We start from the raw sequence: 24,514 nt of genomic DNA, 5'->3' as shown, positions 1-24,514 counted from the left end.
GGGGCCAGCCCCCCGCACCCCCCGCCAAGGGGGCTGTCTGCCCCCTTTGGATACCCCCGAGGGTATTTCGAAAAAGGCAAAGCCTAATGCGGTTGTGCCGGTGGCGCGTCGTCGGGTTCGTCCTCGGCGGCCGGAATGGCGTAGCTGCCGTTCAGCCAGCGGGCCAGATCGACATCGGCGCAGCGTTTCGAGCAGAAGGGGCGGTAGTCCGCATGGGCGGGCTTGCCGCAAATGGGGCAGGCGCTCATAGCAGGGTGTCCAGTGCCGGGCGGTCGCGCTTGCGTTGCAGTTCAAAACAGCCCAGCGGGGTCCAGCCGGCAAGGGTGGTTTCCGCCGCCTCGCCCTTGAAGGCGGCGCGCAGCACCTGTTCGAGCGTGCCCCGGTCCTTCTTGGGCATTGGCGCGAAGTCGACGGTGATCTGACCGCCAAGGCCGCGCAGGCGCAGCTGACGCGGCAGATCGCGCGCGGCGGCGATGTTGGCCTTGATCCCGGCGGCCAGCGAGGTATCGGGGCCGGTGTTCACATCCACCGCGACCAGTGCGCGGGTCGGCTCGATCACCATCGAGGCACCGGCGGGCAGGGCGGCCACCGGGCTGCGCAGATCGTCGATCATGTCGTCGACCGCATGGGTGGCAAAGGAACCGTCGCTGTCGTCTACCTCGTCGGGAGCAGGGTCGGACCAGTCGCGCCAGGCGGTATCATGGGCGCCGGGCGCCTCGACCAGCAGCTCGGGTGCGCCGTCCAGATCGGCCATGACGGCAGCGGCCAGATCGCGCATGGCCAGAATGTCATCGGCAATTTCGTCATCGCCCGCGCCCTCGCAGGCCGAGCGCAGGATCAGCCCGTGGTCCGGCGCCGCGCCCGCCATGGCCTCGGTGGCAAGGGCCTGCAGATCCGCGCGCAGTTCCTCGTCGCGGATGCGGCGCGAGATGTTGAGGCCGGGCGCGCCAGGGGTGACGATGGCCAGGCGCGACTTGAACAGCACCCGCAGCGAGACCGGGGCGGCCTTGCCCGCCTCGGACGCGCCGGTGACCTGCACGATCACCCGCTGGCCCGGCGCCAGCCCCGAGACCTGGCGCAGAAAGCCCGACCCGCCGGGCAGCTTGACGAAGACGCCGCCCTGACCCTTGACCGGGCGGTCCACCACACCGCGCAAGATCGCGCCGGGGCGCAAGGGATCGTCGCCCTCGGGGTCGATGAGCAGATCCTCCAGCTGGCCATCAACGACCAGCGCGGCAGCCTCGCGGCCCTGCCAGCGGTCCAGAACGACAACGCGGCCTTTCATTCCATCCTCCAGACCGGCCATCCGGCCGCCTGCAACAGCGCGGCGGTTTCCGCCACCGGCAGGCCGACAACCCCGGTGAACGAGCCCTGCATCCAGGGCACGAAGGCACCGGCCAGCCCCTGAATGCCATAGCCGCCGGCCTTGCCCTGCCATTCGCCGCTGGCCAGATATCCGTTCAGTTCGGCATCCGACAGGCGCTTGAACTTGACGAAAGAGACCACCTCTCGCGTCCAAAGCCGCGTGCCCCGGCGCACGGCAACCGCGGTGATCACCTCGTGCCGCCGCCCGCCCAACAGGGTCAGGAAGGCGGCCGCCTCGCCAGCATCGGCAGGCTTGCCCAGGATGCGGCGGCCAAGCGCAACCGTGGTATCGGCGCACAACACGATATCATCGGGCCCCGCATCGACCGCAGCGGCCTTTTCGGCCGCCATGCGCGCACAATAGGGGCGCGGCAGTTCTGCCCGCCTTGGCGTTTCATCGATATCGGGGGGCAGGATGGCATCGGGCACGATGCCGAGTTGCGCCAGAAGTTCCTTCCGGCGCGGGCTGGCCGACCCGAGGATCAGCCGCATCACTTGAAGCGATAGTTGATCCGGCCCTTGGTCAGATCATAGGGCGTCATTTCAACCTGAACCCGGTCGCCCGCCAGAACACGGATGCGGTTCTTGCGCATCTTGCCTGCCATCGTCGCGATCAGTTCATGGCCGTTGTCCAGCTCGACCTTGAACGTCGTGTTCGGCAGGAGTTCCTTCACGACGCCGGGGAATTCGAGCAGTTCTTCCTTGGCCATGGTCACTCCGATCAAAACGCCTGCGACAAATGCAGGCAAGCGTGGTAATGGGCGCGGCGCGCGGAATTTTCAAGGGGGAAAGGCCGCAAAAGCCCCCATCGCCGGGGGTGGATCGGCGCTTTGCCGGCACGGCGCGTCACTTCTTCGGGATTTCGCCTTGTCCAAATATCCTGCGGGGGGTCCGGGGGGCGCAAAGCCTCCCGGTCCGGCGCCAGGGATCAGCGCGCCGATTCCACACCGCGTGCCACACGTTCCACTTGTTCCGGCCAGTGACGAAAGCCCAGAACCACGCCCTCCGCCCGGGTGCGTTCGATCCGCGCGCGCGGGATTTCGGCAAAGGCCCAGCCGGGCAGGTCGGGCGCGGTCTCGGCCAGGATCCCGCTCTCGGGCCAGCCGTCATCCGGCGGGCCATAGATCGCGGCGGCGCCGCGGTTCTCCTCGACCCCGGCGCACCAGGGGGCGCTGCCGATCAGGGGAGCGTGAATCACGGGGCACTGGTTTTCCAGCGCCCGCGCCATGGCCCCGATCCGCACCCGCATGAACCCGGCCCAGGTCTCGGTGCAAGAGGGGGTCAGCAGCAGATCCGCCCCCGCCTCACATAGCGCGCGCGCAAGCAGGGGAAATTCGCTGTCATAGCAGATGATGGTGCCCAGTCGGGCAAAGGGCGTGTCCATGACTGTCAGCGGGCCGCCAGGCCGGACATCCCAGTCTTCGCGCTCGAACCGGGTCATGATCTGCTTGTCCTGATGCCCGACAATCCCCGAAGGGCCATAAAGCGTGGCCCGGTTGACAGGGCGGTCATCCTGCCACACCGGGCCTGATCCCCCAAGGACATGCACCCCATGCTGCGCGGCAAGCCGCAGGTGCAGGGCATCCGCCGCTGCCCTGTGCCGCGCCACCTCGCGCAGCGCGCCTTGCAGATCGGCCGCGACCGCAGCACCGCCAAGACTGGCCAGCTCCATCGCGGCATATTCCGGGAAGACCAGCAGATCGGCGCCGGTCGCGGCTCCATCGGCGATCCAGCGGGTCAGCTTGGCGGCATATCCGGCCCAGTCGTCGAACCAGTCCAGCGGATAGGCTGCGGCGGCAAGTTTCATCCTGGTCCTCCGATCATCGCGGCTTGAAGGGTAGTGTCACTGACCGGGCGTGCAAATCCCGCGCAGCGCTCCCGCACCCTTGCACCGGGCCAGTGGCCCGGCACAAGGCCTTGGGCCGGGCGCCGCGCGTTCCGCGCGGCGTGCCTCCGGCGGGGGTATTTGAAGCAAGGTGAAAGATGCAGGGCGGCGCCCCAAGGGGGGCGTCGCGGGCCGCCGATTGCCTTTCACCTTGCCTCAAATACCCAATCTTCTACATGCACCAGATGCCAAGGCGTGGTGCTGCCCCCAACTCCCGCGAGATGGGGGCAAGGCAAGACCGGCGATCATGGGTATCCTTTCGGTTCCGCCTTCCGCGGCAGCGCCGCCGGGCGGGGCTCGATGCCCCGCCCGGCGGCTGCCCCTTGCACCTGCGGGCCGGGGATGCGAAGCCCGGTTGGCAACGGAACGGGAGCGGGCCATGCAACCCTTGCGCGGGATCGGGTTCAAGATCGCCTCGGTGATCTTCTTCATCGCCATGCAATCGCTGATCAAGGCGACCTCGGACCATGTGCCGCCGGGCCAGGCGGTGTTCTTCCGATCCTTCTTTGCCATTCCGGTGATCGTCTTCTGGCTTTACCTGCGCCACGAGCTGCACCAGGGCGTTGGCACCGCGAACCCGCTTGGCCATTTCTGGCGCGCGCTGGTCGGGACCTTGGCCATGGGGCTGGGCTTTGCCAGCCTGGGTTTTCTGCCGCTGCCCGAGGTGACGGCGCTGGGCTATGCTGCGCCGCTTCTGGTGGTGGTCTTTGCCGCCATGTTCCTGGGCGAGAAGGTCGGCGTCTGGCGGCTGGGGGCGGTGGGGCTGGGCCTTGTCGGGGTGCTGGTCGTGCTGTCGCCGCGCCTGTCGGTGGGGGCCGATGCCAGCCATGCCCAGGCGCTGGGCGCGACCCTTGCGCTGGGCGGTGCGGTCTTCACCGCGCTTGCGCAGATCTTCGTGCGCAAGCTGGTCCAGAGCGAGCGGACCGCGACCATCGTCTTCTGGTTCTCGTTCAACGCCTCTGCCCTGTCGCTGGTCACGCTGCCCTTCGGCTGGGTGATCCCGACCTGGACCGAGGCGGCGCTGCTGATCGGCGCGGGGCTGCTGGGCGGGGTCGGGCAGATCCTTTTGACCTCCAGCTATCGCCATGCCGATGCCTCGGTCGTGGCGCCCTTCGAATATGCCTCGATGATCTTTGCGCTGGTGATCGGCTATTTCGTCTTCCGCGAGGTTCCGACCCTGACCATGCTGGCGGGCGGCGCGCTGGTGGTCCTTGCCGGCATTCTCATCATCTGGCGCGAGCACAAGCTGGGGCTGGAGCGCAGCAAGCAGCGCAAGGCGATGACCCCGAACGGCTGAGTGCCCTGTTCCCCCGGGAACAGCGCCGCGCGGCGCGACGGGGCAATCTTCTCTCATCACGGTGCGCCCCGCGCCGGTCAGAGGAGAGAACGACATGTCCCTGTTCGCGAAAAAAGGCACCAGCGGCAATGATTCCGGCGTCGGCGACGGCGCGCTGTCGGTGCTGGGCGATGTGATCTACGCCTATGGCGGCAACGACTCGATCGAGATTCATGGCGGCAACGACACCGTCTATGGCGGCAGCGGCAACGACTTCATCCGCGATGGCGAGACCTTCGGGGTCGGTTCGGGCAACGACTACATCTATGCCGGTTCGGGCAATGACACGATCCTTGGCGGCCAGGGCTTTGACCGCATCGACGGTGGCAGCGAGATCGACACCGTGGATTATTCCGCCTCGGACGCGGGGATCAGCCTGAACCTGGCGAGGGGCGCGGGCTCGGGCGGCCATGCCGATGGCGATCTGGTGCTGAATGTCGAGAACCTGATCGGCTCGGCCTTTGCCGACCGGCTTGAGGGGTCGGACGTGGCGAACAGGCTGGTGGGCAATGGCGGCAACGACCAGATCTTCGGTTTTGGCGGCAATGACACGCTGGATGGCGGCACCGGCGACGATCTGCTCGATGGCGGTCTTGGCCGGGATTCGCTTTATGGTGGCTCGGGCGCGGACAGCCTGTATGGCGGGGCGGATTTCGATTTTCTGGCGGGCGGATCGGGCAATGATCGCCTCTATGGGGGCGATCACGATGACGTCCTGACGGGCGAGGCTGGCAATGACACGGTTGATGGCGGCAGCGGGGCAGATCGGATCCATGGCGGAACTGGCTTTGACCTCATGTTCGGCGGCACCGGCAATGACGTCATGGAGGGCAACGAGGACAACGACTCGCTCTATGGCGGCAGCGGCGCCGATACGATCGACGGCGGCACCGGCAACGACCAGCTTTATGGCGGCGACGATGCCGACACCATCACAGGCGGCGATGGCAACGACCTGATCGACGGCGGTGCGGGCGCTGACCGCATCCTGGCCGGTGCCGGCAATGATCTGGTCTATTTGTCCGACGGCGATACCGCCTTTGGCGGCGAGGGCACCGATACGCTCAGCCTGGCGCGGATCATCGCTGGCGCCACGACGATCGACGTCAGCAACGGTCGGGTCGGCGGCGATGTCAGCGCGACCTTTGGCGAGTTCGAGCGCATCATCGGCACATCGGGCGCCGACACCATGTCGGTGCGGATGCAGAACATCCTGCTGGATGGGGGCGCGGGCAATGACGTGATCTCGGCCGAGGGCGGCACCGTTTCGCTGTTCGGCGGCTATGGCGACGATCAGCTGCGGGCCAACAGCATGGGCAACAGCCTGCTAAGCGGCGGCGAGGGCCATGACACCCTGATCAGCCAGGGCGGCAATGACCGTATCTATGGCGGCGAGGGGCGCGATTTCGTCTCGGGCGGGGCGGGCAACGATCTGCTGGATGCCGGCACGGGCGACGATCTGCTGTTCGGCGGCTCGGGCATCGACACGCTGTCGGGCAGCGAGGGCGCGGATCTGATCGAAGGCGGCGCGGGCGCCGACATCCTGACCGGCGGGGCAGGGGCCGATACCTTCCGCTTCTGGGCCAGCGACTCGACCCGCACCGCCTCGGACCGGATCACCGATTTCACGCAAGGCGAGGACGTGATCGACCTGCACCTGCTGCCCGGCACGCTGAGCCTGTCGAAATCCGGCGCCGCGGGGACGGTGTTCTATGACCACGCCTTGGGCCAGACCATCGTTCAGGCGCATCTGGACAGCGACGGGCTGGCCGATCTGCGGATCGTGATGGACGGGCTGTTCAAGCTGGGGGTGGACGACTTCCTGCTGTAGCGATCAAGGTTCCGGTTGCGCCGGACCAAGGCCCCGGCCAGTATCGGCGCAGCCGAAATTCATTCCGGGCCGAACGGCCGGCCCCTTGCAGGCAGAACAGATGTCCAGCATTTCCGAAAACCTTACCACGCTTGCCGACAAATACGGGTCGGACAAGGGCAGCACCAAGCACCGTTACACCGAACTTTATCACCTGCTGTTCAACCCGCTGCGCGAGCGCGAGATCCGCTTTCTCGAGATGGGCCTACTGATCGGCGGGCCGGAACTGGGCCATGACGCGGGCCGCAAGACGGCCGATCTGCCATCCATCCGCATGTGGCTGGAGTATTTTCCCAAGGCCCATGTGACGGGGCTCGATATTTCCGATTTCTCGTGGTTCAGCGATCCGCGCTTTACCTTCAAGCAATGCGACATGGACAAGCGCGAGAATATCGTTGCGGCTTTCGCGGACGAGGCGCCCTATGACGTCATCATTGATGACGCCAGCCATGCCTCGCACCATCAGCAATATGCGTTTCTGGAACTGTTCCCCAAGCTGAAACCGGGCGGGATCTACATCATCGAGGATCTGCGCTGGCAGCCCGAACCCTATGAGCGCAAGGGCATCACCAAGACGGCGGCGCTGTTCCAGTCCTGGCTGCATGGTCGCAAGTTCACCCATTCCGATCCGGCCCTGGCCGCCGAATTCGACGCGCTGTCGGCGGAGTTCTCGGGCGTCTTCGTGCATCAGGCGCTGTTCCAGAAGAAACGCCGGGATCAGGTGCTGGTGGTGCAGAAGAAATAGGGGGAGGGCGAGCAGCAGTCATGCGGACCGAGCCGACCGTTGATCGTGGGCCGAAGGCAGAAGTATCGCTGCTTCATCTCATTGGGACGCAACTTTGGTCTGCATTTCACTATTTTTGGTGTGTTGCAAGCCACTGCCTCCAATCGTCGCAGGCCTATCAGGGTCCCAGCTGATCAGGGGCCTTGCTTAAGGGTATCATCCAACGGAGTTTTCATGGCGCACTCCACCGCCGAAGTGGCTACCATCCAAGAAGTCCGACCCAGTGCAGCCCACATTATTCTTGGCGGTTTGATTTTTTCAGGATTAGGCATTGCAGTATATCCTGGCCAATTGTCCAGTCCTGTGGAAATTGAACAGGTACTTCGATTGCTGGTCGCGGGCCTTTGCTTTATAACAGTGATCGCCATCTTCATATCATCAGCCTTTGGGTGCCCCAAACTCCACTGGACGGAAAGCGAGGTTATCTTCACAAGCTTTCTTGGCAGGACAACTCGATTAAGACTTGCTGATTTTGGACCGGCCACGCCTTACATAACTTATCACGAGGAATTCAAGAATGGGACTTTTTTACTCTTCCGACCTATTTCGGGCGGGAAAGTAATCCATTTGGCTTTATCAGGTTATGGCTACACCGAAGCGCAACTCGCTGAGCTTGCCGATCGTATCAATAAGACACGAGGGATGCCGCCTGGTGCGACCGATGAGCAAGCTTTGATTGAGGCCCGTAACTCTAGGGGTCTGTCAATGCTCCTCATTCTGCTAGTCATTCCGCTGGTTTTCTTGCTGTACATCCTGTTTCTGAAAAAATTCTAAGGACGCACCAGAACCTGTTGTCGGTGGGCGTGCTCACGCCACTCTATTCGGATCTTGTGGAAAAGTTCGCAAAAGTCACCGAGATGCTATGGCATGCTTCAAGAAATCTGGCCGCAGAGGGCAAGGTCTGCGTATCAGATGATCGTCCGCAAGGGGTTCAAAGCCAACACCCGCCGATCTCCCACCCACCCCCAGAAACGCAAAAGGGCGCCCGAAGGCGCCCCTTTTCATCCCATGCAGCCGGGATCAGTCCTTCGAACGCTCGACATAGCTGTCGTCGTCGGTGTTAATCACGATCCGGGTGCCCGGCCCGATATGCGGGGGCACCATCACGCGCAGGCCGTTGTCGGTCATCGCGGGCTTGTAGGAGGACGAGGCGGTCTGGCCCTTGACCACCGGCTCGGTCTCGGTGATCTCGACCACGATCTTCTGCGGCACTTCGATGGCGATCGGCGCGCCTTCAAAGGTCTTCAGCCAGCAGCGCATGCCCTCTTGCAGATAGACCTTGTTGGCGCCCATGATGTCTTCGGTCACGACGACCTGTTCATAGCTTTCCGGCTCCATGAAGTGGTAGCCTTCGCCATCCTCATAGAGGAAGTCGTATTCGCGTTCGTCCACGGTGGCCTTTTCGACCTGATCGGTGGTCTTCCAGCGCTCCGACACCTTGGTGCCGTCCGAGATGCGGCGCATGTCGACCGAGGTGGTCGGGGTGCCCTTGCCGGGGTGGAAGTTCTCGGCCTTGAGAACGACATAGAGGCGGCCGTCCATCTCGACGACATTGCCCTTGCGAAGCGAGGAGGCGATGACTTTCACGTCTGCTATTCCTTGTGGTTTCCATGACGGCGGCCTATAGGCCCGCGCGATTGGGCTTGCGCCTAGCGCATCCGCCCGAAGATTTCCAGCCGAAAGGCGTGTCTGATGACCGAAACTCCGTGGTGGGATGCCGCCCGTCATGCCGACCGCCGCCCCGCGCTGCTGGCGCGCAACCGGATTCAGTCGGCCATGCGCCGCTGGTTCGAGGATGACGGCTTCACCGAGGTCGATCCCTGCGCGCTTCAGGCCAGCCCGGGGAACGAGGCGCATCTGCACGCCTTTGCCACCGATGCGATCGGCAACGATGGCGTGGCGCGGCGGATGTATCTGCATACCTCGCCGGAATTTGCGATGAAAAAGCTGCTGGCGGCGGGCGAGGCGCGGATCTTTGCCTTTGCCCATGTCTGGCGCAATCGCGAAAGCGGGGCACGGCACTCGCCGGAATTCACCATGCTGGAATGGTATCGGGTGGGGCAGGATTACACGGTTCTGATGCACGATTGTGCCGCCTTCCTGCGGCTGGCGGCCAGGGTGGCGGGCGCCGCGGTCCTGCGCCGGGGCGAGGCGGTCTGTGATCCCTTTGCCGAACCCGAGCGGCTTTCCGTGGCCGAGGCGTTTGCCCGCCATGCCGGCATTGACCTGCTGGCCACCATGGACCCGCAGGGCCGCCCCGACCGCGACGCGCTGGCCGCCCAGGTGGCTGCCGCCGGGCTGCGGGTGGATGCGGGCGATACCTGGTCGGACCTGTTGTCCGCCGTGCTGGTCCAGCGGGTCGAGCCGCATCTGGGTCACGGCCGGGCCACCATCCTGGACCGCTACCCCGCGCATGAGGCCGCCCTGGCCCGCCGCTGCGCCGACGATCCGCGCGTGGCCGAACGGTTCGAGCTCTATGCCTGCGGGGTCGAACTGGCCAACGGCTTTGGCGAGTTGACCGACCCGGTGGAACAGCGCACCCGGTTCCAGGCCGAGATGGACGAGAAGCAGCGCGTCTATGGCGAGCGTTACCCGCTGGACGAGGATTTCCTGGCCGCCCTGGCCCATATGCCCCCCGCCAGCGGCATCGCGCTGGGGTTCGACAGGCTGGTGATGCTGGCCACCGGCGCCGCCCGGATCGAGGATGTGATCTGGGCGCCGGTCGGAACCGCCGCTTCCTTGGGCTGATTCCCGCCCTGTTCGATTATTGAACGCCGCCGGAATGGGCAGATGCCCCGATTTCGCGCAACTCTTGGGCGGAATGTGACAGGCCCTGCCATCGCCTTGTCGCCGCATTTGCCGCATCGCAGCAAGGCAGGTTCACTGGGATCGCGGGGGAAAATCTGCCCCGTGACTGACGTGCGGTGGCAGCCTGATGTGGAAGTCCGCCACCACCGCACTGGGTGCAACCAAAGTTGCCGCCCGGATATAGGGGCTCTTGCCTGGCAAGAGAACCCCCGGTTCCGCATGGCGGCCCCGACACGGGGGAATGGAATGAGCAATCTCAAGGGACTCTGGCTGGCCGGCGCGATGGCGCTGACCGCAGGGGCGGCCACGGCGCAAGACACCATCAAGGTCGGCGTGCTGCATTCGCTGTCCGGCACCATGGCGATTTCGGAAACCACGCTGAAAGACACCATGCTGATGCTGATCGACGAGCAGAACGCCAAGGGCGGCCTGCTGGGCAAGAAGCTCGAGGCAGTGGTGGTCGACCCGGCATCCGACTGGCCGCTGTTCGCCGAAAAGGCGCGCGAGCTGCTGACCGTCTCGAATGTCGATGTGATGTTCGGCTGCTGGACCTCGGTCAGCCGCAAATCCGTGCTGCCGGTGATCGAAGAGCTGAACGGCCTGCTGTTCTATCCGGTGCAGTATGAGGGCGAGGAATCCTCGAAGAACGTCTTCTACACCGGCGCCGCGCCGAACCAGCAGGCGATCCCGGCGACCGATTATTTCCTCGATGAACTGGGCGTGCAGAAATTCGCGCTGCTGGGCACCGATTACGTCTACCCGCGCACGACGAACAACATTCTCAAGGCCTATCTGATGGGCAAGGGGATCCCGGAATCCGACATTTTCGTCAATTACACCCCCTTCGGCCATTCCGACTGGTCCAAGATCGTTGCTGACGTCAAGGCGCTGGGGGCCGATGGCAAGAAGGTGGGCGTGATCTCGACCATCAACGGCGATGCCAATATCGGCTTCTACAAGGAACTGGCCGCGGCCGGCATTTCGGCCGATGACATCCCGGTCGTCGCCTTCTCGGTGGGCGAGGAAGAGCTGTCCGGCCTCGACACCTCGAACCTCGTGGGCCATCTGGCCGCCTGGAACTACTTCCAGTCCGCCGACACCCCGGCGAATGCCGAATTCATCAAGAAGTGGAAGGCCTTCGCTGGTGAAAAGCGCGTGACCAACGACCCGATGGAGGCGCATCTGATCGGCTTCAACATGTGGGTCAAGGCCGTCGAGGCCGCTGGCACCACCGATGTCGATGCCGTGCGCAAGGCGATGTATGGCATCGAGGTGCCGAACCTGACCGGGGGCATTGCCAAGATGCTGCCGAACCATCACCTGACCAAGCCGGTGCTGATCGGTGAAATCCGCGCCGATGGCCAGTTCGACATCATCAGCCAGACCGAGCCGGTCGCCGGCGATGCCTGGACCGATTTCCTGCCCGAATCGGCGGTGCTGGACTCGGATTGGGCCGCGCTGGATTGCGGGATGTACAACACCCAGACCAAGACCTGCGTGCAGATCAAGTCGAACTACTGACCCCTTGCGGGGAGGGGGCATCCCCCTCCCCGTCTTGCCCTCACCAGACCGGGATCTGCCCATGCGCGCCCTTGCTGCCGCGATCTTCGCGGCCCTGCTGCTGCTGTCGCCACTTGCGGCACAGGCCCAGACCGCCGCCGACATCCTGACGGCCAACCGCGCGCTGGTCGAGAAATCCTCGCGCCAGACCATCGGCCCGGTCATCGAGACGCTGGCCGCCAGCGGCGATCCGCAGGCCGCCGCCATCCTGTCGGCCTGGGCCGACAAGGGCCTTGGCATCCGCAAATCCGATGGCGCCTTCCTGCTGATCTCGGCCTCGGGCGCAGGCTATGCGCTGACGTCGCTGGACGGCAGCGATGCTGGCACCGCGCCCAAATCCGACATCACAGAGCTGCGCCCCAATGCCGGCGTGCGCGGCCTGATCGCGACCGCGCTGGTGCAGTTCCAGCTGTCCGACCCTGACCGCAGCCAGCGCGAGGCCGCGCTGACCGCCATCGCCCGCGACGCCTCGCCCGATCATCTGGCCCCGCTGCGTGCCTCGATCCCGGGCGAACCCGACGCAGTGCTGCGCGCGCAAAAACAGCGGCTGGAGCGCCTGCTGACCCTGCGGTTCGACCCCGATAGCGCCGCCCGCGTCGCGGCAATCGAAAGTTTCTCGGGCGACATGGGGCTTGACCTGCGCGCCGCGCTGAACCCGCTGGTTGCGACGACCGTGATGGCGGTGGCAGGCGATCCGCCAGCCGGCACCAATATCGCCCGCACCCTGCGCCCCGGCACCGATCTGACCACCGACGAGGCCTATGCCCTGCTGGTCGCCGCCGGCCTTGCCCCCGCCCGCCTGACCCGCGTCGATCTCAAGGCCGCGCTGGCCGCCAATATCGTCGATGGCAAGGTTGCCGGCACCCCCGTCGCCAGCCTCAACACCCCCGAATCTCGCGACCGCGCCTATGACGCGCTGGAATCGGCGGGCCGCGTGCCCGCCGCCGCCACCGATGCCGAGGCCGCCGCCGCCGCCGCCGCGCACAGGTTCCTCGCCGTTTATGCCGAACCCGACCCGGCGGTCACCACCGCCGCCAAGGACCTTCTCGACAGCATCGAGCTGAAGCTGGCCACCATGCAGGCCGCCGATCTGGCACTGGATGCGCTATCGCTGGCCTCGATCTATTTCCTGGCCGCCATCGGCCTTGCCATCACCTTCGGCGTCATGCGGGTGATCAACATGGCACATGGCGAGTTCATCATGATGGGCGCCTATACCGGCTATGTGGTGCAGCAGATCGTCCCCAATTACACCCTGTCGATCCTGATCGCCCTGCCGCTGGCCTTTGCCGTCACCTTCGCGGCCGGCGTGGCGATGGAACGGCTGGTCATCCGCCACCTCTACAAACGCCCGCTGGAAACCCTGCTTGCCACCTTCGGCATCTCCATCGCGCTGCAGCAGCTGGCCAAGAACATCTTCGGCACCCAGGCCCGGCCGCTGACCGCGCCGTCGTGGCTCGATGGCGCGCTGGTCTTCAACGACATCGTCGGGATCAGCTATATCCGCATCGCCATCTTCGTGCTGGCGCTGGTGTTCCTCGGGGTCTTCCTGTGGCTGATGAAACGCACCCGCCTTGGGCTCGAGGTGCGGGCCGTCACCCAGAACCCGACCATGGCGGCCAGCATGGGCATCAACCCCGACCGCATCAACATGCTGACCTTCGGCCTTGGCTCGGGCATCGCCGGCATCGCAGGCGTCGCCATCGGGCTTTTCGCCAAGGTCACCTCGGAACTTGGCTCGGATTACATCGTGCAAAGCTTCATGACCGTGGTGGTTGGCGGCGTCGGCAACATCTGGGGCAGCCTCGCCGGCGCGGTGATGATCGGCACGCTGCAAAAGGGGATCGAATGGCTGAACCCCTCGAACACCCTGGCCGCGCAAACCTACATGATCCTCTTCATCATCCTCTTCATCCAGGTCCGGCCGCGCGGCATCATCGCGCTCAAGGGCCGGGCGGCGGGGGACTGACCATGCGCGCCGTGCTGCTTCATCTTTCCACAAATACCCCCCGGGGTTTCTCAAGGGGGCAGGCAGCCCCCTTGAGCGGGGGGGGCGCGGGGGGCTGGCCCCCCGCGCATCCGGCCGGAGACCCGCGATGACCCGCACCTTCCTTGCCCGCAACCCTTCGGTCCTGTGGTTCCTGCTGGCGCTCGCGCTCTTCACCCTCGCCATCACCCTGATGTCCGAGGCTTACGGCGCCGCCCTTGTCTCCACCTCCTTCGTCAAGACGCTGGGCAAGACGCTGTGCCTCTGCCTCGTCGCCCTCGCCATGGATCTGGTCTGGGGCTATGTCGGCATCCTCTCGCTTGGCCACATGGCCTTCTTCGCGCTGGGGGGCTACATGATCGGCATGTGGCTCATGTATGCCCGGACCGAGGAAATCGTCATCGCCGCCATGGCGAACGAGGCCCTCCCCGCCACCGCCGAGGAAATCCGACAGGGCATCGCCACGCAAATCTTCGGCGTCGTCGGCGCCTCGGAATTGCCGCCGATCTGGGCCTTTGCCCATTCGCTGCCCATGCAGCTTGCGCTGGTCGTGCTGGTGCCGGGGCTGCTCGCACTGGTTTTCGGCTGGCTCGCCTTTCGCAGCCGCGTCACCGGGGTGTATCTGTCGATCCTGACCCAGGCGATGACGCTGGCCGCCGCGCTATACCTCTTCCAGAACGACAGCGGGCTGCGCGGCAACAACGGGCTTTCGGGCCTGCAAAACATCCCCGGCCTTGGCGATGTTCCACAGGCTGACCTGTCGATCTGGTTCTTCTGGGCCTCGGCCCTGGGGCTGGGGGCGGTCTATGTCGGCCTGGCCTGGGTGGTCTCGGGCAAGTTCGGCTCGGTCATCCGCGCCATCCGCGACGATGAACAGCGCGTGCGCTTCCTTGGCTATTCGGTCGAGGCCTACAAGCTCTTCGTCTTCACCCTCACCGCGGTGATCGCAGCCATCGCCGGCGCGCTTTACTACCCGCAGGCGGGCATCATCAACCCGGCGGAACTTGCGCCCATCGCCTCGATCTATCTGGCGGTCTGGGTGGCGATCGGGGGCAGGGGGCGGCTTTACGGCGCGGTGATCGGCGCGGCGTTTGTCTCGCTCCTGTCCTCGTGGTTCACCGGGGGGCGGGCACCCTCGATCAACCTGGGTGTCTATACGGTGAACTGGGTCGACTGGTGGCAGATCCTGCTGGGCCTGTCGTTCGTTCTGGTCACCCTGTTCGCCCCCAAGGGCATCGGCGGGCTGTTCGACCTGCTTCAGGGCCTGCGCGCCCCGAACCGCCATGGCGATCCGATGGGTCCGGGCGATGGCGCGCTGATGGAAAAGGAGGCCGTGGAATGAGCGGCACATTGCTCGAGGTCTCGGGCGTCTCCGTCACCTTCGACGGCTTTCGCGCCATCAACAACCTCTCGTTTGCCATCGGCCCGGCGGAATTGCGCGCCATCATCGGCCCGAACGGCGCCGGCAAGACCACCTTCATGGACATCGTCACCGGCAAGACCCGCCCGGACGAGGGGAAAGTGGTCTGGGGCGAGATGGCGCAGTCCCTGCTGCGCCTCTCCGAGGCGCAGATCGCCCGCATCGGCATCGGCCGCAAGTTCCAGCGCCCCACGGTGTTCGAGGACCAGACCGTGACCGAGAACCTGACCATGGCACTCAAGGCGCCCCGCTCGCCCTTTGCCGTCCTTGGCTGGCGCGCGCGCCCTGCCGACATGACCCGCGTGCGCGACCTGGCCGCCGAGGTCGGCCTTGCCGACGAGCTGCCCCGCAAGGCAGGCGAGCTGTCGCACGGGCAAAAGCAATGGCTGGAAATCGGCATGTTGCTCGCGCAAGAGCCGAAACTTCTGCTGGTCGACGAACCTGCGGCCGGCATGACCCTTGCGGAACGCGAACATACCACCGCCCTGCTGGTGGAACTGGCGAAAACCCGCGCCGTCGTGGTGGTCGAACACGACATGGATTTCTTGCGCCGCCTGAACTGCCGGGTGACCGTGCTGCACGAAGGCTCGGTCCTGGCCGAGGGCAGCCTCGATCACGTCACCTCGAACCCGCAAGTCATCGAAGTCTATCTGGGGCGTTAAGGCCATGATCCGCACGGAAAACCTGACCCTGCATTATGGCGGCAGCCAGATCCTGCACGGCATCACCATGCAGGCAAAGGCCGGCGAGGTCACCTGCATCATGGGCACCAATGGCGTCGGCAAGACCTCGCTGCTCAAGGCGCTGGCCGGCACCCACCCCCGCTCGGGCGGCAAGGTGATCCTGAATGGGCAGGATCTGCCGGTCCTGCGCCCCCAGGACATGGCGCGCCAGGGGCTGGCGGTGGTGCCGCAGGGCCGGATGATCTTTCCGCTGCTGACCGTGCGCGAGAACATGGAAACCGCCTATGCGCTGCTGCCGCGCGCGCAGCACCGCATCCCGGACGAGATTTTCGAGCTGTTCCCGATCCTCAAGGATTTCCTCAACCGCCGCGGCGGCGATCTGTCGGGCGGCCAGCAACAGCAACTGGCCATCGCCCGGGCCATGATCATGAAGCCCAGGGTCTTGCTGATGGATGAACCGACCGAGGGCATCCAGCCCAACATCATCCAGCAGATCGGCCGCGTGATCGACTATCTCAAGGCCAGGGGGGATATGGCGATCATCCTGGTCGAACAGTATTTCGACTTCGCCTATGCCCTCGCCGACCGCTTCTACGTCCTCAAACGCGGCGCCGTGGCGCTAGAGGGGACGAAACAGGACCTCGCCAAGGAAACCCTGCGCGCCACCGTCTCCGTCTAGCTCCCGGGGCGCTGTCCGGCGCGCGCCAGGGCAGGCAGCCGGCCGCCGCCTTGCCATGGATCCGACCGGCGACTTGCCTGCGCCATTGCAGACCCGGTGCGCCCAAGCTCACCCGGTCTCGACCGCGAAAACCCGGCATGAACCTTGGAGGGCCCTGTCCTGCCAAGAAAACAGCGCAGGCGCGCCGCCGCGCAAGCGCCGCGCCTTCGGCTTCATCTTGCCTCAAATACCCCCGCCGGAGGCACCGCGCGGAACGCGCGGCCCGGCCCAAGGCCCTGTTCCGCGCCTGCGCGGTGCAGGGGTGCGGGAGCGCGCCGGTCACTGGCAACAGCCGGCGTGCAGCGCCCCGATCCAACCCGCCGGCCGGTCAGCGGCGCCAGGGGCGCCGGCAGGCAGCCCGCCCGATCAGCCGTTGAACAGGAAGTGCAGCACGTCGCCGTCCTGCACCTCATAGGTCTTGCCTTCCACGCGGAACTTGCCGGCCTCTTTCGCCCCGGCCTCGCCCTTGCCGGCGATATAATCGGCATAGGCGACCGTCTCGGCCCGGATGAAGCCCTTCTCAAAGTCGCCATGGATCACGCCGGCCGCCTGCGGGGCCAGTGTCCCCTTGGTGATCGTCCAGGCGCGGGCCTCCTTGGGGCCGACGGTGAAATAGGTCTGCAAGCCCAGCAGCGCATAGCCGGCGCGGATCAGCCGGTCCAGACCCGCCTCGTGCAGGCCCATTTCCTCCAGGAACATGGCGGCCTCGTCGGCAGGCAGTTGGCTGATCTCTTCCTCGATGCGGGCCGAAATCACCACCGTCCCGGCGCCTTGCCCGGCCGCCATCTCGGCCACGCGGGCCGACTGGCTGTTGCCGTTCGCGGCGGCCGATTCCTCGACGTTGCACACATACAGGACCGGCTTCGAGGTCAGCAGCTGCAACATGCGCCACTGCTTCAGGTCATCCTCGGACACCTTGACGGTGCGGGCCGGGCGCCCCTCTTCCAGCGCCTTTTGCGCCACCGCCAGCAGACGGTCCTGATCGGCGGCTTCCTTGTCGTTGCCCTTGAGCTTGCGGGCAAGGTTGGCGCGGCGCCGCTCGATCGATTCCAGATCGGCCAGCATCAGTTCGGTCTCGATGGTCTCGGCATCGGCCACTGGGTCGATCCGGCCCTCGACATGGGTGATGTCGCCATCTTCAAAACAGCGCAGCACATGGGCAATGGCATCGCATTCGCGGATGTTGGCCAGAAACTGGTTGCCCAGCCCCTCGCCCTTGGACGCGCCGCGCACCAGGCCGGCGATATCCACAAAGGTCATCCGCGCCGGAATGATCTGCTTGCTGCCCGCAATCGCTGCCAGCTTGTCCAGCCGCTCGTCCGGCACCGCGACCTCGCCGACGTTGGGCTCGATCGTGCAGAACGGAAAGTTCGCCGCCTGTGCTGCTGCCGTGCGGGTCAGCGCGTTGAAGAGCGTGGACTTGCCGACATTCGGCAGCCCGACAATACCCATCTTGAAACCCATCCAACCCTCCGGTGCCTGTGACCGCCCGCTTTTAGGCGCAGGCCCCAACAGGATCAAGCAGACAAAGCCTGACTGCGCCAGGGGGCCAGGACCATCCAGTGGGTGCCGAAGCGGTCCTTGACCATGCCAAAGCCATCAGCCCAGAACGTGGGCTGAAACTCCATGATGACCGTGCCGCCATTGGCCAGAACGGCAAAGATCTCGCGGGCGCGTTCGATGCTGGGCGCGGTATGGCAGATGCTGACGGCCTGTTGCGGGTCGCCGCCCATCCCCGGTGGGAAATCCGATGCCATCAGGCAGCGCCCGTCCGGCAGGGCCAATGTGCCGTGCATCACCAGATCCGAGGTCCGCATCGCCTCGGGCGTGCCCGGCGGCCATTCGGGGGCCGCCCGATAGGGCATCAGATCCAGCTTGCCGCCAAACAGCGCCTGATAGGCCGTCATGGCCTCGCGGCAGGTGCCCTGAAAATGGATGTAAGGGTCGAAACTCATGCTGTCCTCCCTATGGGCCGGGTCCAGCGTGCCACGGGATCGGCCGGCGCTCAACGGGGCTTGGTGCGGCATTGACTGCGGTCAATGACAGCCGGCGGCCGGCCGGTGCCTGCTATCAGCCGAGACGCGCGAAGACGAAGGACATTGCCCGACAGCCAAGACCCAAGGGAGGAAACGAGATGACAAGGTCTTTGATTCTGGTGGCGTCGTTGTTTCTGGCCATGCCGGCCGCCGCGCAGGCCCCGGATGTGGGAAAGCGCCTGTATGACGAATCCTGTGCCGGTTGCCATGGTGCCAGCGGCAAGGGCGGCGGCGAGATCGCGGGCCTGCTCAGTGTGCAGACCCCGGATCTGACGGGGCTTGCCAGCCGCAATGACGGCAAGTTCCCGATGCTTCAGGTGATCCACATCATCGACGGACGCACCGGGGTGCGCGCCCATGGCGGGCCGATGCCCGTGTTCGGCAGCCTGTATACCTCCAGCAGCATGGCCGGCCCCGACTCGTATGGCGCAGTCGTCGAGGTGCATGGCCGCATCCTCGCGCTGGCGAACTATCTCGAGTCGATCCAGCAGTAAGACCGCTGGCCCTGTCCAAAAGGGGCGGGGCCAGGGGCAAGGCGGCCGACGCCCATTGATTTCCACTGCCTTGCCGTGGCACATCCGATGCGAATTTCGGGGGATGCCATGACCAGGATCGACGATACCTTCGCAAGGCTGAAGGCAGAGCGGAAAAAGGCCTTTGTCGCCTATATCATGGGGGGCGACCCCGATGTGCAGACCACGCTGGCCATCATGCAGGGCATGCCCGCCGCCGGGGTCGACGTGATCGAGCTGGGGATGCCCTTCACCGATCCGATGGCCGATGGCTCGACGGTCCAGCTTGCGGGCCAGCGTGCGCTGGACGGCGGCATGACGATGGACCAGGTGCTGGATCTGGTCCGCGCCTTCCGCAAGGGCGATCAGGCCACGCCGATCGTGCTGATGGGCTATTACAACCCGATCTATTCGCGCGGCGTCGACCGTTTCCTGGCGGATGCGAAAGAGGCCGGGATCGACGGGCTGATCGTCGTCGATCTGCCGCCCGAGGAAGATGCCGAACTGTGCATTCCCGCTCAGGCGGCCGGGCTGAACTTCATCCGCCTGGCAACGCCCACGACCGATGACAAGCGCCTGCCGGTGGTGCTCAAGAACACCAGCGGCTTTGTCTATTACGTCTCGATCACCGGGATCACCGGATCCGCAGCCCCGCAGGCGATGGATGTCGCCCCCGAGGTGGCCCGCATCAAGGCCGCGACCGATCTGCCGGTCGTCGTGGGCTTTGGCATCACCACACCCGAGGCCGCGCAGGCAATTGCCAGCGTGGCCGATGGCTGCGTGGTGGGGTCCGCCATCGTCAAGCTGATCGGGGAAAAGCGCCCCGTGGCCGAGGTTCTGGCACAGGTGGCGGATCTGGCAGGCGGCGCCCACGCGGCCTAAGGCGGTGGGGCGGGTGAACCCCGCCCTGCGGCCCTGCGGGCGTATCCGGCGTGCAGATCGCGCGCCTGCCAACCTTCCGGCCCCGAACGGGGCAGCCGCAGCCTATGCCCCCGGCATGTCCTTGAACTTGATCGATTCGCCGCAGCCGCAGCTTTCGGCCACATTCGGGTTGCGAAAGCGGAAGCCGCTTTCCAGCAGCCCGGTTTCATAGTCGATCTCGGTGCCGATCAGGAACATCTGCGCCATCGGGGCAATCAGCACCCGGGCGCCATCCTGTTCGACCACCTCGTCCAGCGGGTTCACCTCGGACACATAGTCCATGGTGTATTCCATGCCGGCGCAGCCACCCTTCTTGACGCCGATCCGCAGCCCTTGCGAGCCATCGCGCGCCATCAGCCGCGAAATCTGCCGCGCGGCGGCCGGGGTGATCGTGACAGCCTGTTTGCCGGGAATGCCGAACATGGGTGCCCCCTACATGAAGCCCAGTTCCAGACGCGCCTCGTCCGACATCATGTCCATGCCCCAGGGCGGGTCGAAGGTCATCGCCACATCCACTTGCTTGACGCCGGGAATGGCATTGACTGCATCGGCCACCCAGCCCGGCATCTCGCCGGCCACGGGGCAACCCGGCGCGGTCAGCGTCATGGTGATGTCCACCGCATTCTCGGCGTCGATGTCGATCGTGTAGACCAACCCCAGGTCATAGATGTTCACCGGGATTTCCGGGTCGAACACCGTGCGGCAGGCCTCGACCACCGGCTCGTAAAGCGGATGGTCGGTCGAGGACGGGCGGATCAGCGGCGCGCCTTCGACAGGCGCAGAGATATCGGCAGTCATGTCGGGTCCGTCTGTTTTCTGAGTGAAGATATAGGGAAAACGGGCGCAGGAATCCAGTGGGCTTGCCGCTAATCGAACAGCGGGCCACGGGCGGACCTGATGGCGCAGCGCCCCCGATGCACGCCAGATGCGGTGGCGGCTTGGAACCGGCCGGCGATCTCGCCTATAAGGCGCCGGTTCCCCAAGGAGTTTGCGCCATGACCCAGCCCTTCCGCTTCGAGGTTTCCGCCACTTGCGGCGCGGCGCGGACCGGCGTGATCTCGACCCCGCGGGGCCAGATCCGCACCCCGGCCTTCATGCCCGTGGGCACCGCGGGCACGGTCAAGGCGATGATGCCCGAAAGCGTGCGCGCGACGGGGGCCGACATCCTGCTGGGCAACACCTACCACCTGATGCTGCGCCCTGGCGCCGAACGGGTGGCGCGGCTGGGCGGGCTGCACCGCTTCATGAACTGGGACCGGCCGATCCTGACCGACTCGGGCGGCTTTCAGGTGATGAGCCTGTCGTCCCTGCGCAAGCTGACCGAGGAAGGCGTGACCTTCCGCAGCCATTTCGACGGCTCGAAACACAAGCTGACCCCCGAACGCAGCATGGAAATCCAGCGCCTGCTGGGCTCGGACATCGTGATGTGCTTCGACGAATGCCCGGCGCTGCCCGCGACCGAAGACGCGGTGGCCCGCTCGATGCGCCTGTCGATGCGCTGGGCACAGCGCAGCCGCGATGCCTTTGGCGACCGGCCGGGACATGCGCTGTTCGGCATCATGCAAGGCGGCGTCTCGCCCGATCTGCGCGAGGAATCGGCGCAGGCGCTGCAGGCCATCGGCTTTGACGGCTATGCCATCGGCGGCCTTGCCGTGGGCGAGGGGCAAGAGGCGATGTTCGGCGTGCTCGACTATGCCCCCGGCTTCCTGCCGCAGGACAAGCCGCGGTATCTGATGGGGGTCGGCAAGCCCGACGATATCGTCGGCGCGGTGGAACGCGGGGTGGACATGATGGATTGCGTGCTGCCCAGCCGCTCGGGCCGCACCGGCCAGGGCTGGACGCGGCGCGGCTCGGTCAACCTGCGCAACGCCCGCCACGCCGAAGACCCCCGCCCGCTGGACGAATCCTGCACCTGCCCGGCCTGCCGCAATTATTCGCGCGCCTATCTGCACCATGTGGTGCGCACGGGCGAGATCATCGGTTCGATGCTGCTGACCTGGCACAACCTGCACTATTTCCAGGACCTGATGCAGGGCCTGCGCGATGCCATCGCTGCCGGAACGCTGCCGCAGTTCGTGGCGGCCTTCCACGCACAGCGCGCCGAAGGGGATATCGAGCCGCTCTGATCGCCCCCGGCATCCTCTTGCGAAAAATACCCCACTGGGGTCGCCGGCTGGTGCGCAACTGGTTCAAGACCCAGCGGGCGACGGGGGTGTGAAACCCCCGCGCCCACACCCGATGCAGGGCCCCGACGTCACCCCTGCGTGCGCAGGAACTCCATCAGGAAGGGGCGGGCACTGTCCTCGCCCCGGGCGATGGCGCCTTCGATCACGTCCCGGGCTGCGGACAGATCCACCTGCCGGATCAGTGACTTGACCGGACCGATGGATGCCGGACGCATCGACAGCGTGCGCAGGCCAAGCGCGGCAAAGGCCACCGCCTCGATGGGGCGGCCCGCATCCTCGCCGCAAAACGACAGGCGGGTATTGGTCTGCGCGCAGCGATCGACCACCAGGCGCAGGAAATCCAGAAAGGCGGTCGACAGCGTGTCATAGCGCCGGCGCACCCGTTCATTCTCGCGGTCGGCGGCAAAGAAGAACTGCTTGAGGTCATTGCCGCCGATCGAGATGAAATCCACGCTTTCAAAGAAGCTGCGCGGCGCAAAGGCCAGCGAGGGGGTTTCCAGCATCACCCCCACCTCGACCGATGCCGGCAGCGCGCGGCCCATGCGCTGTTCATGGTCCATCGCCTGGTCCAGCTGCGCGCGCGCGGCGGTGAATTCGCTGGCCTGCGCAACAAAGGGGAACATCACCGTCAGCGGCCGGCCATGCGCGGCCCGGATCAGCGCCTGCAACTGCATCCGCAGCACGCCCGGCTTTTCCAGCCCCACCCGGATCGCGCGCCAGCCCATGGCGGGGTTCGGCTCGTCCTGCGGCTTCATGTAGGGCAGCACCTTGTCGGACCCGATGTCCAGCGTGCGAAAGGCCACGCGCCGGCCATTGGCCGCGTCGATCACCCGCGAATACAGCGCCGCCAGCTCTTCGCGCCGCGGCACCTTGGAGCGGACAAGGAACTGCAGTTCCGTGCGGAACAGCCCGACCCCTTCGGCCCCCGACCCTTCAAGGCTGGGCAGATCGGCCATCAGCCCCGCATTCATGTGCAGCGACACCGTGGTGCCGCAGCGCGCCTGAGCCGGAAGGTTGCGCAGCGAGGCATATTTTTCCTGCGCCTTGGCCTGCATCGCCATCTTGTCGCGAAAGGCGCCGGCGACCGTATCCTCGGGGCGCAGGTGCACGATGCCCTGATCGCCATCGACCAGAATCCGGTCGCCGTTCAGCGCCTCCGAGGTGATGCGATCGGCATGGATCACCAGCGGGATCGCCAGCGCGCGGGCAACGATGGCCGCATGGCTGGCAACCGAGCCTTCCTCGAGCACGACGCCCTTCAGGGCGCGGCCATATTCCAGAAGTTCGGCCGGACCGATGTTGCGCGCGACCAGGATCGGATCGGCCGGCATCTGGGCGCCGGTGTCGCGGCCCTGTCCGGTCAGGATGCGCAGCAGCCGGTTCGACAGATCGTCCAGATCGTGCAGGCGGTCGCGCAGATAGGCATCAGGCACCTGTTCCAGCCGCGCGCGGGCGGCGGATTGTTCCTTTTCGACCGCGGCCTCGGCCGACAGGCCGCGTTGGACATCCTCTTCCATGCGGCGCGCCCAGCCCCGGCTTTGGGCAAACATCCGGTAGGCTTCCAGAACCTGTTTCTGGTCCTTGTCGAGGCTTTCGGCGGCCAGCAGGTCATCGACCGAAACGCGCAGCTGCCTGACCGCATCGCGCAAACGCTCGGTCTCGCGTTCCGGGTCGTCGGCAATCGGATTGGTGATGACGACGCGCGGCTCGTGCAGCCAGACATGACCTTCGGCAGTGCCTTCCTGCCCGGTGCCGCCGCGAAACATCATCGGGTTCACATGCAGCGCCCGCGTGCCTTCGCCCGCGCCGGTGAAGGAGCCAAGTTCGGTCATTTCCGCCAGCACCATGGCGACGACTTCAAGGCCATAGACCTCGTCTTCGGAATATTGCCGCGCGGCCTTGGACTGCACGACCAGCACGCCCAGCCTCTCGCCCACGCGCTGGATCGGCACGCCAAGGAAGCTGGAATAGATTTCCTCGCCCGTCTCGGGCATGTAGCGGAAACCCTTTTCCGAAGGCGCATCGCCCGTGTTGATCGGAACGCCCGTCCTGGCCACGCGGCCGACCAGCCCCTCGCCCAGCCGCATCCGGGTCTGGTGAACGGATTCCTGCTTGAGCCCCATCGTGGCGCACAGCTCCAGCGTCTCGGCATCGCGGAACAGGTAGAGCGAGCAGACCTCGGTCTGCATCGATTCCGCGATCAGCGCGACGATACGGTCAAGCCGGGCCTGTCCTTCGGCCTTCGAGGCCAAGGTATCGCGCAGGCGCCGCAACAGCTTGCGGCTCTCGGTCTCGCTGCGGTCGGGCATTCGGGTCGTCCTGAAATCGCTTTCCCCCTCTATAGGGGGGCCGGGCAGGGTGCGGAAAGGCAAAAGTCGCCGCAGGGGGGCAAAACGGCACCGGATCGGCGGGGCATTGCTGCCTGCGCAGGCAGTTCGGGTGC

Annotated in this window: 24 protein-coding genes; 13 read left to right on the top strand and 11 right to left on the bottom strand. The window is 65.8% G+C overall.

What is annotated here, in order from left to right; translation table 11 throughout:
• Nucleotides 1-83: 83 nt before the first annotated feature.
• The 5 genes from yacG to G481_RS0119165 form a co-directional block, all read right to left on the bottom strand.
• Nucleotides 84-248 carry a DNA gyrase inhibitor YacG gene (gene yacG, locus G481_RS0119185; protein ID WP_028031424.1) on the bottom strand — a complete coding sequence of 55 codons (165 nt, stop codon included), beginning with the start codon at nucleotides 246-248 and terminating at the stop codon, nucleotides 84-86.
• A complete protein-coding gene (locus G481_RS0119180) occupies nucleotides 245-1,285 on the bottom strand; it encodes a ribonuclease E/G (protein WP_028031423.1) in 1,041 nt (346 codons plus the stop codon). The genes yacG and G481_RS0119180 overlap by 4 nt, the downstream gene beginning before the upstream one ends.
• Nucleotides 1,282-1,857 carry a Maf family protein gene (locus G481_RS0119175; protein ID WP_028031422.1) on the bottom strand — a complete coding sequence of 192 codons (576 nt, stop codon included), beginning with the start codon at nucleotides 1,855-1,857 and terminating at the stop codon, nucleotides 1,282-1,284. The genes G481_RS0119180 and G481_RS0119175 overlap by 4 nt, the downstream gene beginning before the upstream one ends.
• Nucleotides 1,857-2,075, bottom strand: a complete 219-nt coding sequence (gene infA, locus G481_RS0119170) for a translation initiation factor IF-1 (RefSeq protein ID WP_028031421.1) — start codon at nucleotides 2,073-2,075, stop codon at nucleotides 1,857-1,859. The genes G481_RS0119175 and infA overlap by 1 nt, the downstream gene beginning before the upstream one ends.
• A 218-nt stretch (nucleotides 2,076-2,293) precedes the next feature.
• A complete protein-coding gene (locus G481_RS0119165; RefSeq protein WP_028031420.1) occupies nucleotides 2,294-3,172 on the bottom strand; it encodes a carbon-nitrogen hydrolase family protein in 879 nt (292 codons plus the stop codon).
• A 457-nt stretch (nucleotides 3,173-3,629) separates the two neighbouring features.
• Between G481_RS0119165 and G481_RS0119160 the strand changes: the two genes are divergently transcribed.
• The 4 genes from G481_RS0119160 to G481_RS26155 all read left to right on the top strand — a co-directional run bounded on the left by G481_RS0119160 (nucleotide 3,630) and on the right by G481_RS26155 (nucleotide 8,014).
• Nucleotides 3,630-4,547, top strand: coding sequence for a DMT family transporter (locus G481_RS0119160; protein ID WP_028031419.1), 918 nt, complete (start codon nucleotides 3,630-3,632; stop codon nucleotides 4,545-4,547).
• 94 nt (nucleotides 4,548-4,641) lie between these two features.
• Complete coding sequence (locus tag G481_RS24655) at nucleotides 4,642-6,417, top strand: calcium-binding protein (RefSeq protein WP_051294663.1); 1,776 nt, start codon at nucleotides 4,642-4,644, stop codon at nucleotides 6,415-6,417.
• A gap of 100 nt (nucleotides 6,418-6,517) precedes the next feature.
• On the top strand, nucleotides 6,518-7,201 hold the full coding sequence (locus tag G481_RS0119150; protein WP_035026800.1) for a class I SAM-dependent methyltransferase: 684 nt from the start codon (nucleotides 6,518-6,520) through the stop codon (nucleotides 7,199-7,201).
• A gap of 213 nt (nucleotides 7,202-7,414) precedes the next feature.
• Nucleotides 7,415-8,014, top strand: coding sequence for a hypothetical protein (locus tag G481_RS26155; RefSeq protein ID WP_154664695.1), 600 nt, complete (start codon nucleotides 7,415-7,417; stop codon nucleotides 8,012-8,014).
• 246 nt (nucleotides 8,015-8,260) lie between these two features.
• Here the strand turns inward: G481_RS26155 and efp are convergent, their stop codons facing one another.
• Nucleotides 8,261-8,827, bottom strand: a complete 567-nt coding sequence (efp, locus tag G481_RS0119140) for an elongation factor P (RefSeq protein ID WP_028031417.1) — start codon at nucleotides 8,825-8,827, stop codon at nucleotides 8,261-8,263.
• A gap of 105 nt (nucleotides 8,828-8,932) precedes the next feature.
• Here efp and epmA point away from each other — a divergent pair, with 105 nt between their 5' ends.
• The 6 genes from epmA (at nucleotide 8,933) to urtE (ending at nucleotide 16,377) form a co-directional block, all read left to right on the top strand.
• Nucleotides 8,933-9,988, top strand: coding sequence for an EF-P lysine aminoacylase EpmA (gene epmA / locus G481_RS0119135; RefSeq protein ID WP_028031416.1), 1,056 nt, complete (start codon nucleotides 8,933-8,935; stop codon nucleotides 9,986-9,988).
• 306 nt (nucleotides 9,989-10,294) lie between these two features.
• Entirely contained in the window at nucleotides 10,295-11,569 is a 1,275-nt protein-coding gene (gene urtA, locus G481_RS0119130) for an urea ABC transporter substrate-binding protein (protein ID WP_028031415.1), read from the top strand.
• Nucleotides 11,570-11,630: 61 nt separating this feature from the next.
• Nucleotides 11,631-13,577: an urea ABC transporter permease subunit UrtB gene (gene urtB, locus G481_RS0119125; RefSeq protein WP_028031414.1), complete on the top strand. Its 1,947-nt coding sequence runs from the start codon at nucleotides 11,631-11,633 to the stop codon at nucleotides 13,575-13,577.
• A 127-nt stretch (nucleotides 13,578-13,704) separates the two neighbouring features.
• The gene (gene urtC, locus G481_RS0119120; protein WP_028031413.1) at nucleotides 13,705-14,937 is read left to right on the top strand and encodes an urea ABC transporter permease subunit UrtC; all 1,233 of its coding nucleotides are present in this window, start codon (nucleotides 13,705-13,707) and stop codon (nucleotides 14,935-14,937) included.
• On the top strand, nucleotides 14,934-15,677 hold the full coding sequence (urtD, locus tag G481_RS0119115) for an urea ABC transporter ATP-binding protein UrtD (RefSeq protein WP_028031412.1): 744 nt from the start codon (nucleotides 14,934-14,936) through the stop codon (nucleotides 15,675-15,677). The genes urtC and urtD overlap by 4 nt, the downstream gene beginning before the upstream one ends.
• Before the next feature lie 4 nt (nucleotides 15,678-15,681).
• The gene (gene urtE, locus G481_RS0119110; protein WP_028031411.1) at nucleotides 15,682-16,377 is read left to right on the top strand and encodes an urea ABC transporter ATP-binding subunit UrtE; all 696 of its coding nucleotides are present in this window, start codon (nucleotides 15,682-15,684) and stop codon (nucleotides 16,375-16,377) included.
• Between the two features lie 405 nt (nucleotides 16,378-16,782).
• Here urtE and ychF read toward each other — a convergent pair whose 3' ends face one another.
• Both ychF and G481_RS0119100 read right to left on the bottom strand, forming a co-directional pair.
• Nucleotides 16,783-17,880 carry a redox-regulated ATPase YchF gene (ychF, locus tag G481_RS0119105; protein ID WP_028031410.1) on the bottom strand — a complete coding sequence of 366 codons (1,098 nt, stop codon included), beginning with the start codon at nucleotides 17,878-17,880 and terminating at the stop codon, nucleotides 16,783-16,785.
• A 53-nt stretch (nucleotides 17,881-17,933) separates the two neighbouring features.
• Nucleotides 17,934-18,371 (bottom strand): VOC family protein, encoded by a 438-nt coding sequence (locus tag G481_RS0119100; RefSeq protein WP_028031409.1) that lies wholly within the window; start codon nucleotides 18,369-18,371, stop codon nucleotides 17,934-17,936.
• Between the two features lie 179 nt (nucleotides 18,372-18,550).
• Between G481_RS0119100 and G481_RS0119095 the strand changes: the two genes are divergently transcribed.
• Both G481_RS0119095 and trpA read left to right on the top strand, forming a co-directional pair.
• Nucleotides 18,551-18,946, top strand: a complete 396-nt coding sequence (locus G481_RS0119095; RefSeq protein WP_028031408.1) for a c-type cytochrome — start codon at nucleotides 18,551-18,553, stop codon at nucleotides 18,944-18,946.
• A 108-nt stretch (nucleotides 18,947-19,054) separates the two neighbouring features.
• Nucleotides 19,055-19,846: a tryptophan synthase subunit alpha gene (gene trpA / locus G481_RS0119090; protein ID WP_028031407.1), complete on the top strand. Its 792-nt coding sequence runs from the start codon at nucleotides 19,055-19,057 to the stop codon at nucleotides 19,844-19,846.
• Between the two features lie 102 nt (nucleotides 19,847-19,948).
• Here trpA and G481_RS0119085 read toward each other — a convergent pair whose 3' ends face one another.
• Together G481_RS0119085 and G481_RS0119080 are read right to left on the bottom strand one after the other, a co-directional pair.
• Nucleotides 19,949-20,308: a HesB/IscA family protein gene (locus G481_RS0119085; RefSeq protein ID WP_028031406.1), complete on the bottom strand. Its 360-nt coding sequence runs from the start codon at nucleotides 20,306-20,308 to the stop codon at nucleotides 19,949-19,951.
• A gap of 9 nt (nucleotides 20,309-20,317) precedes the next feature.
• Nucleotides 20,318-20,683 carry an SUF system Fe-S cluster assembly protein gene (locus G481_RS0119080; RefSeq protein ID WP_028031405.1) on the bottom strand — a complete coding sequence of 122 codons (366 nt, stop codon included), beginning with the start codon at nucleotides 20,681-20,683 and terminating at the stop codon, nucleotides 20,318-20,320.
• Nucleotides 20,684-20,880: 197 nt separating this feature from the next.
• On the opposite strand from G481_RS0119080, the gene tgt reads away from it, so the two are divergent.
• On the top strand, nucleotides 20,881-22,011 hold the full coding sequence (gene tgt, locus G481_RS0119075; protein ID WP_028031404.1) for a tRNA guanosine(34) transglycosylase Tgt: 1,131 nt from the start codon (nucleotides 20,881-20,883) through the stop codon (nucleotides 22,009-22,011).
• A gap of 128 nt (nucleotides 22,012-22,139) precedes the next feature.
• On the opposite strand, the gene ptsP is transcribed toward tgt, so the two are convergent.
• Nucleotides 22,140-24,380: a phosphoenolpyruvate--protein phosphotransferase gene (gene ptsP, locus G481_RS0119070; protein ID WP_028031403.1), complete on the bottom strand. Its 2,241-nt coding sequence runs from the start codon at nucleotides 24,378-24,380 to the stop codon at nucleotides 22,140-22,142.
• Nucleotides 24,381-24,514: the final 134 nt, after the last annotated feature.

Origin of the sequence: Gemmobacter nectariphilus DSM 15620 (assembly GCF_000429765.1) — a bacterium.
GTDB classification, from domain to species: domain Bacteria; phylum Pseudomonadota; class Alphaproteobacteria; order Rhodobacterales; family Rhodobacteraceae; genus Wagnerdoeblera; species Wagnerdoeblera nectariphila.
Note: the sequence above shows the minus strand (reverse complement) of the source record. Positions and strands in the feature narration are given on the sequence as shown.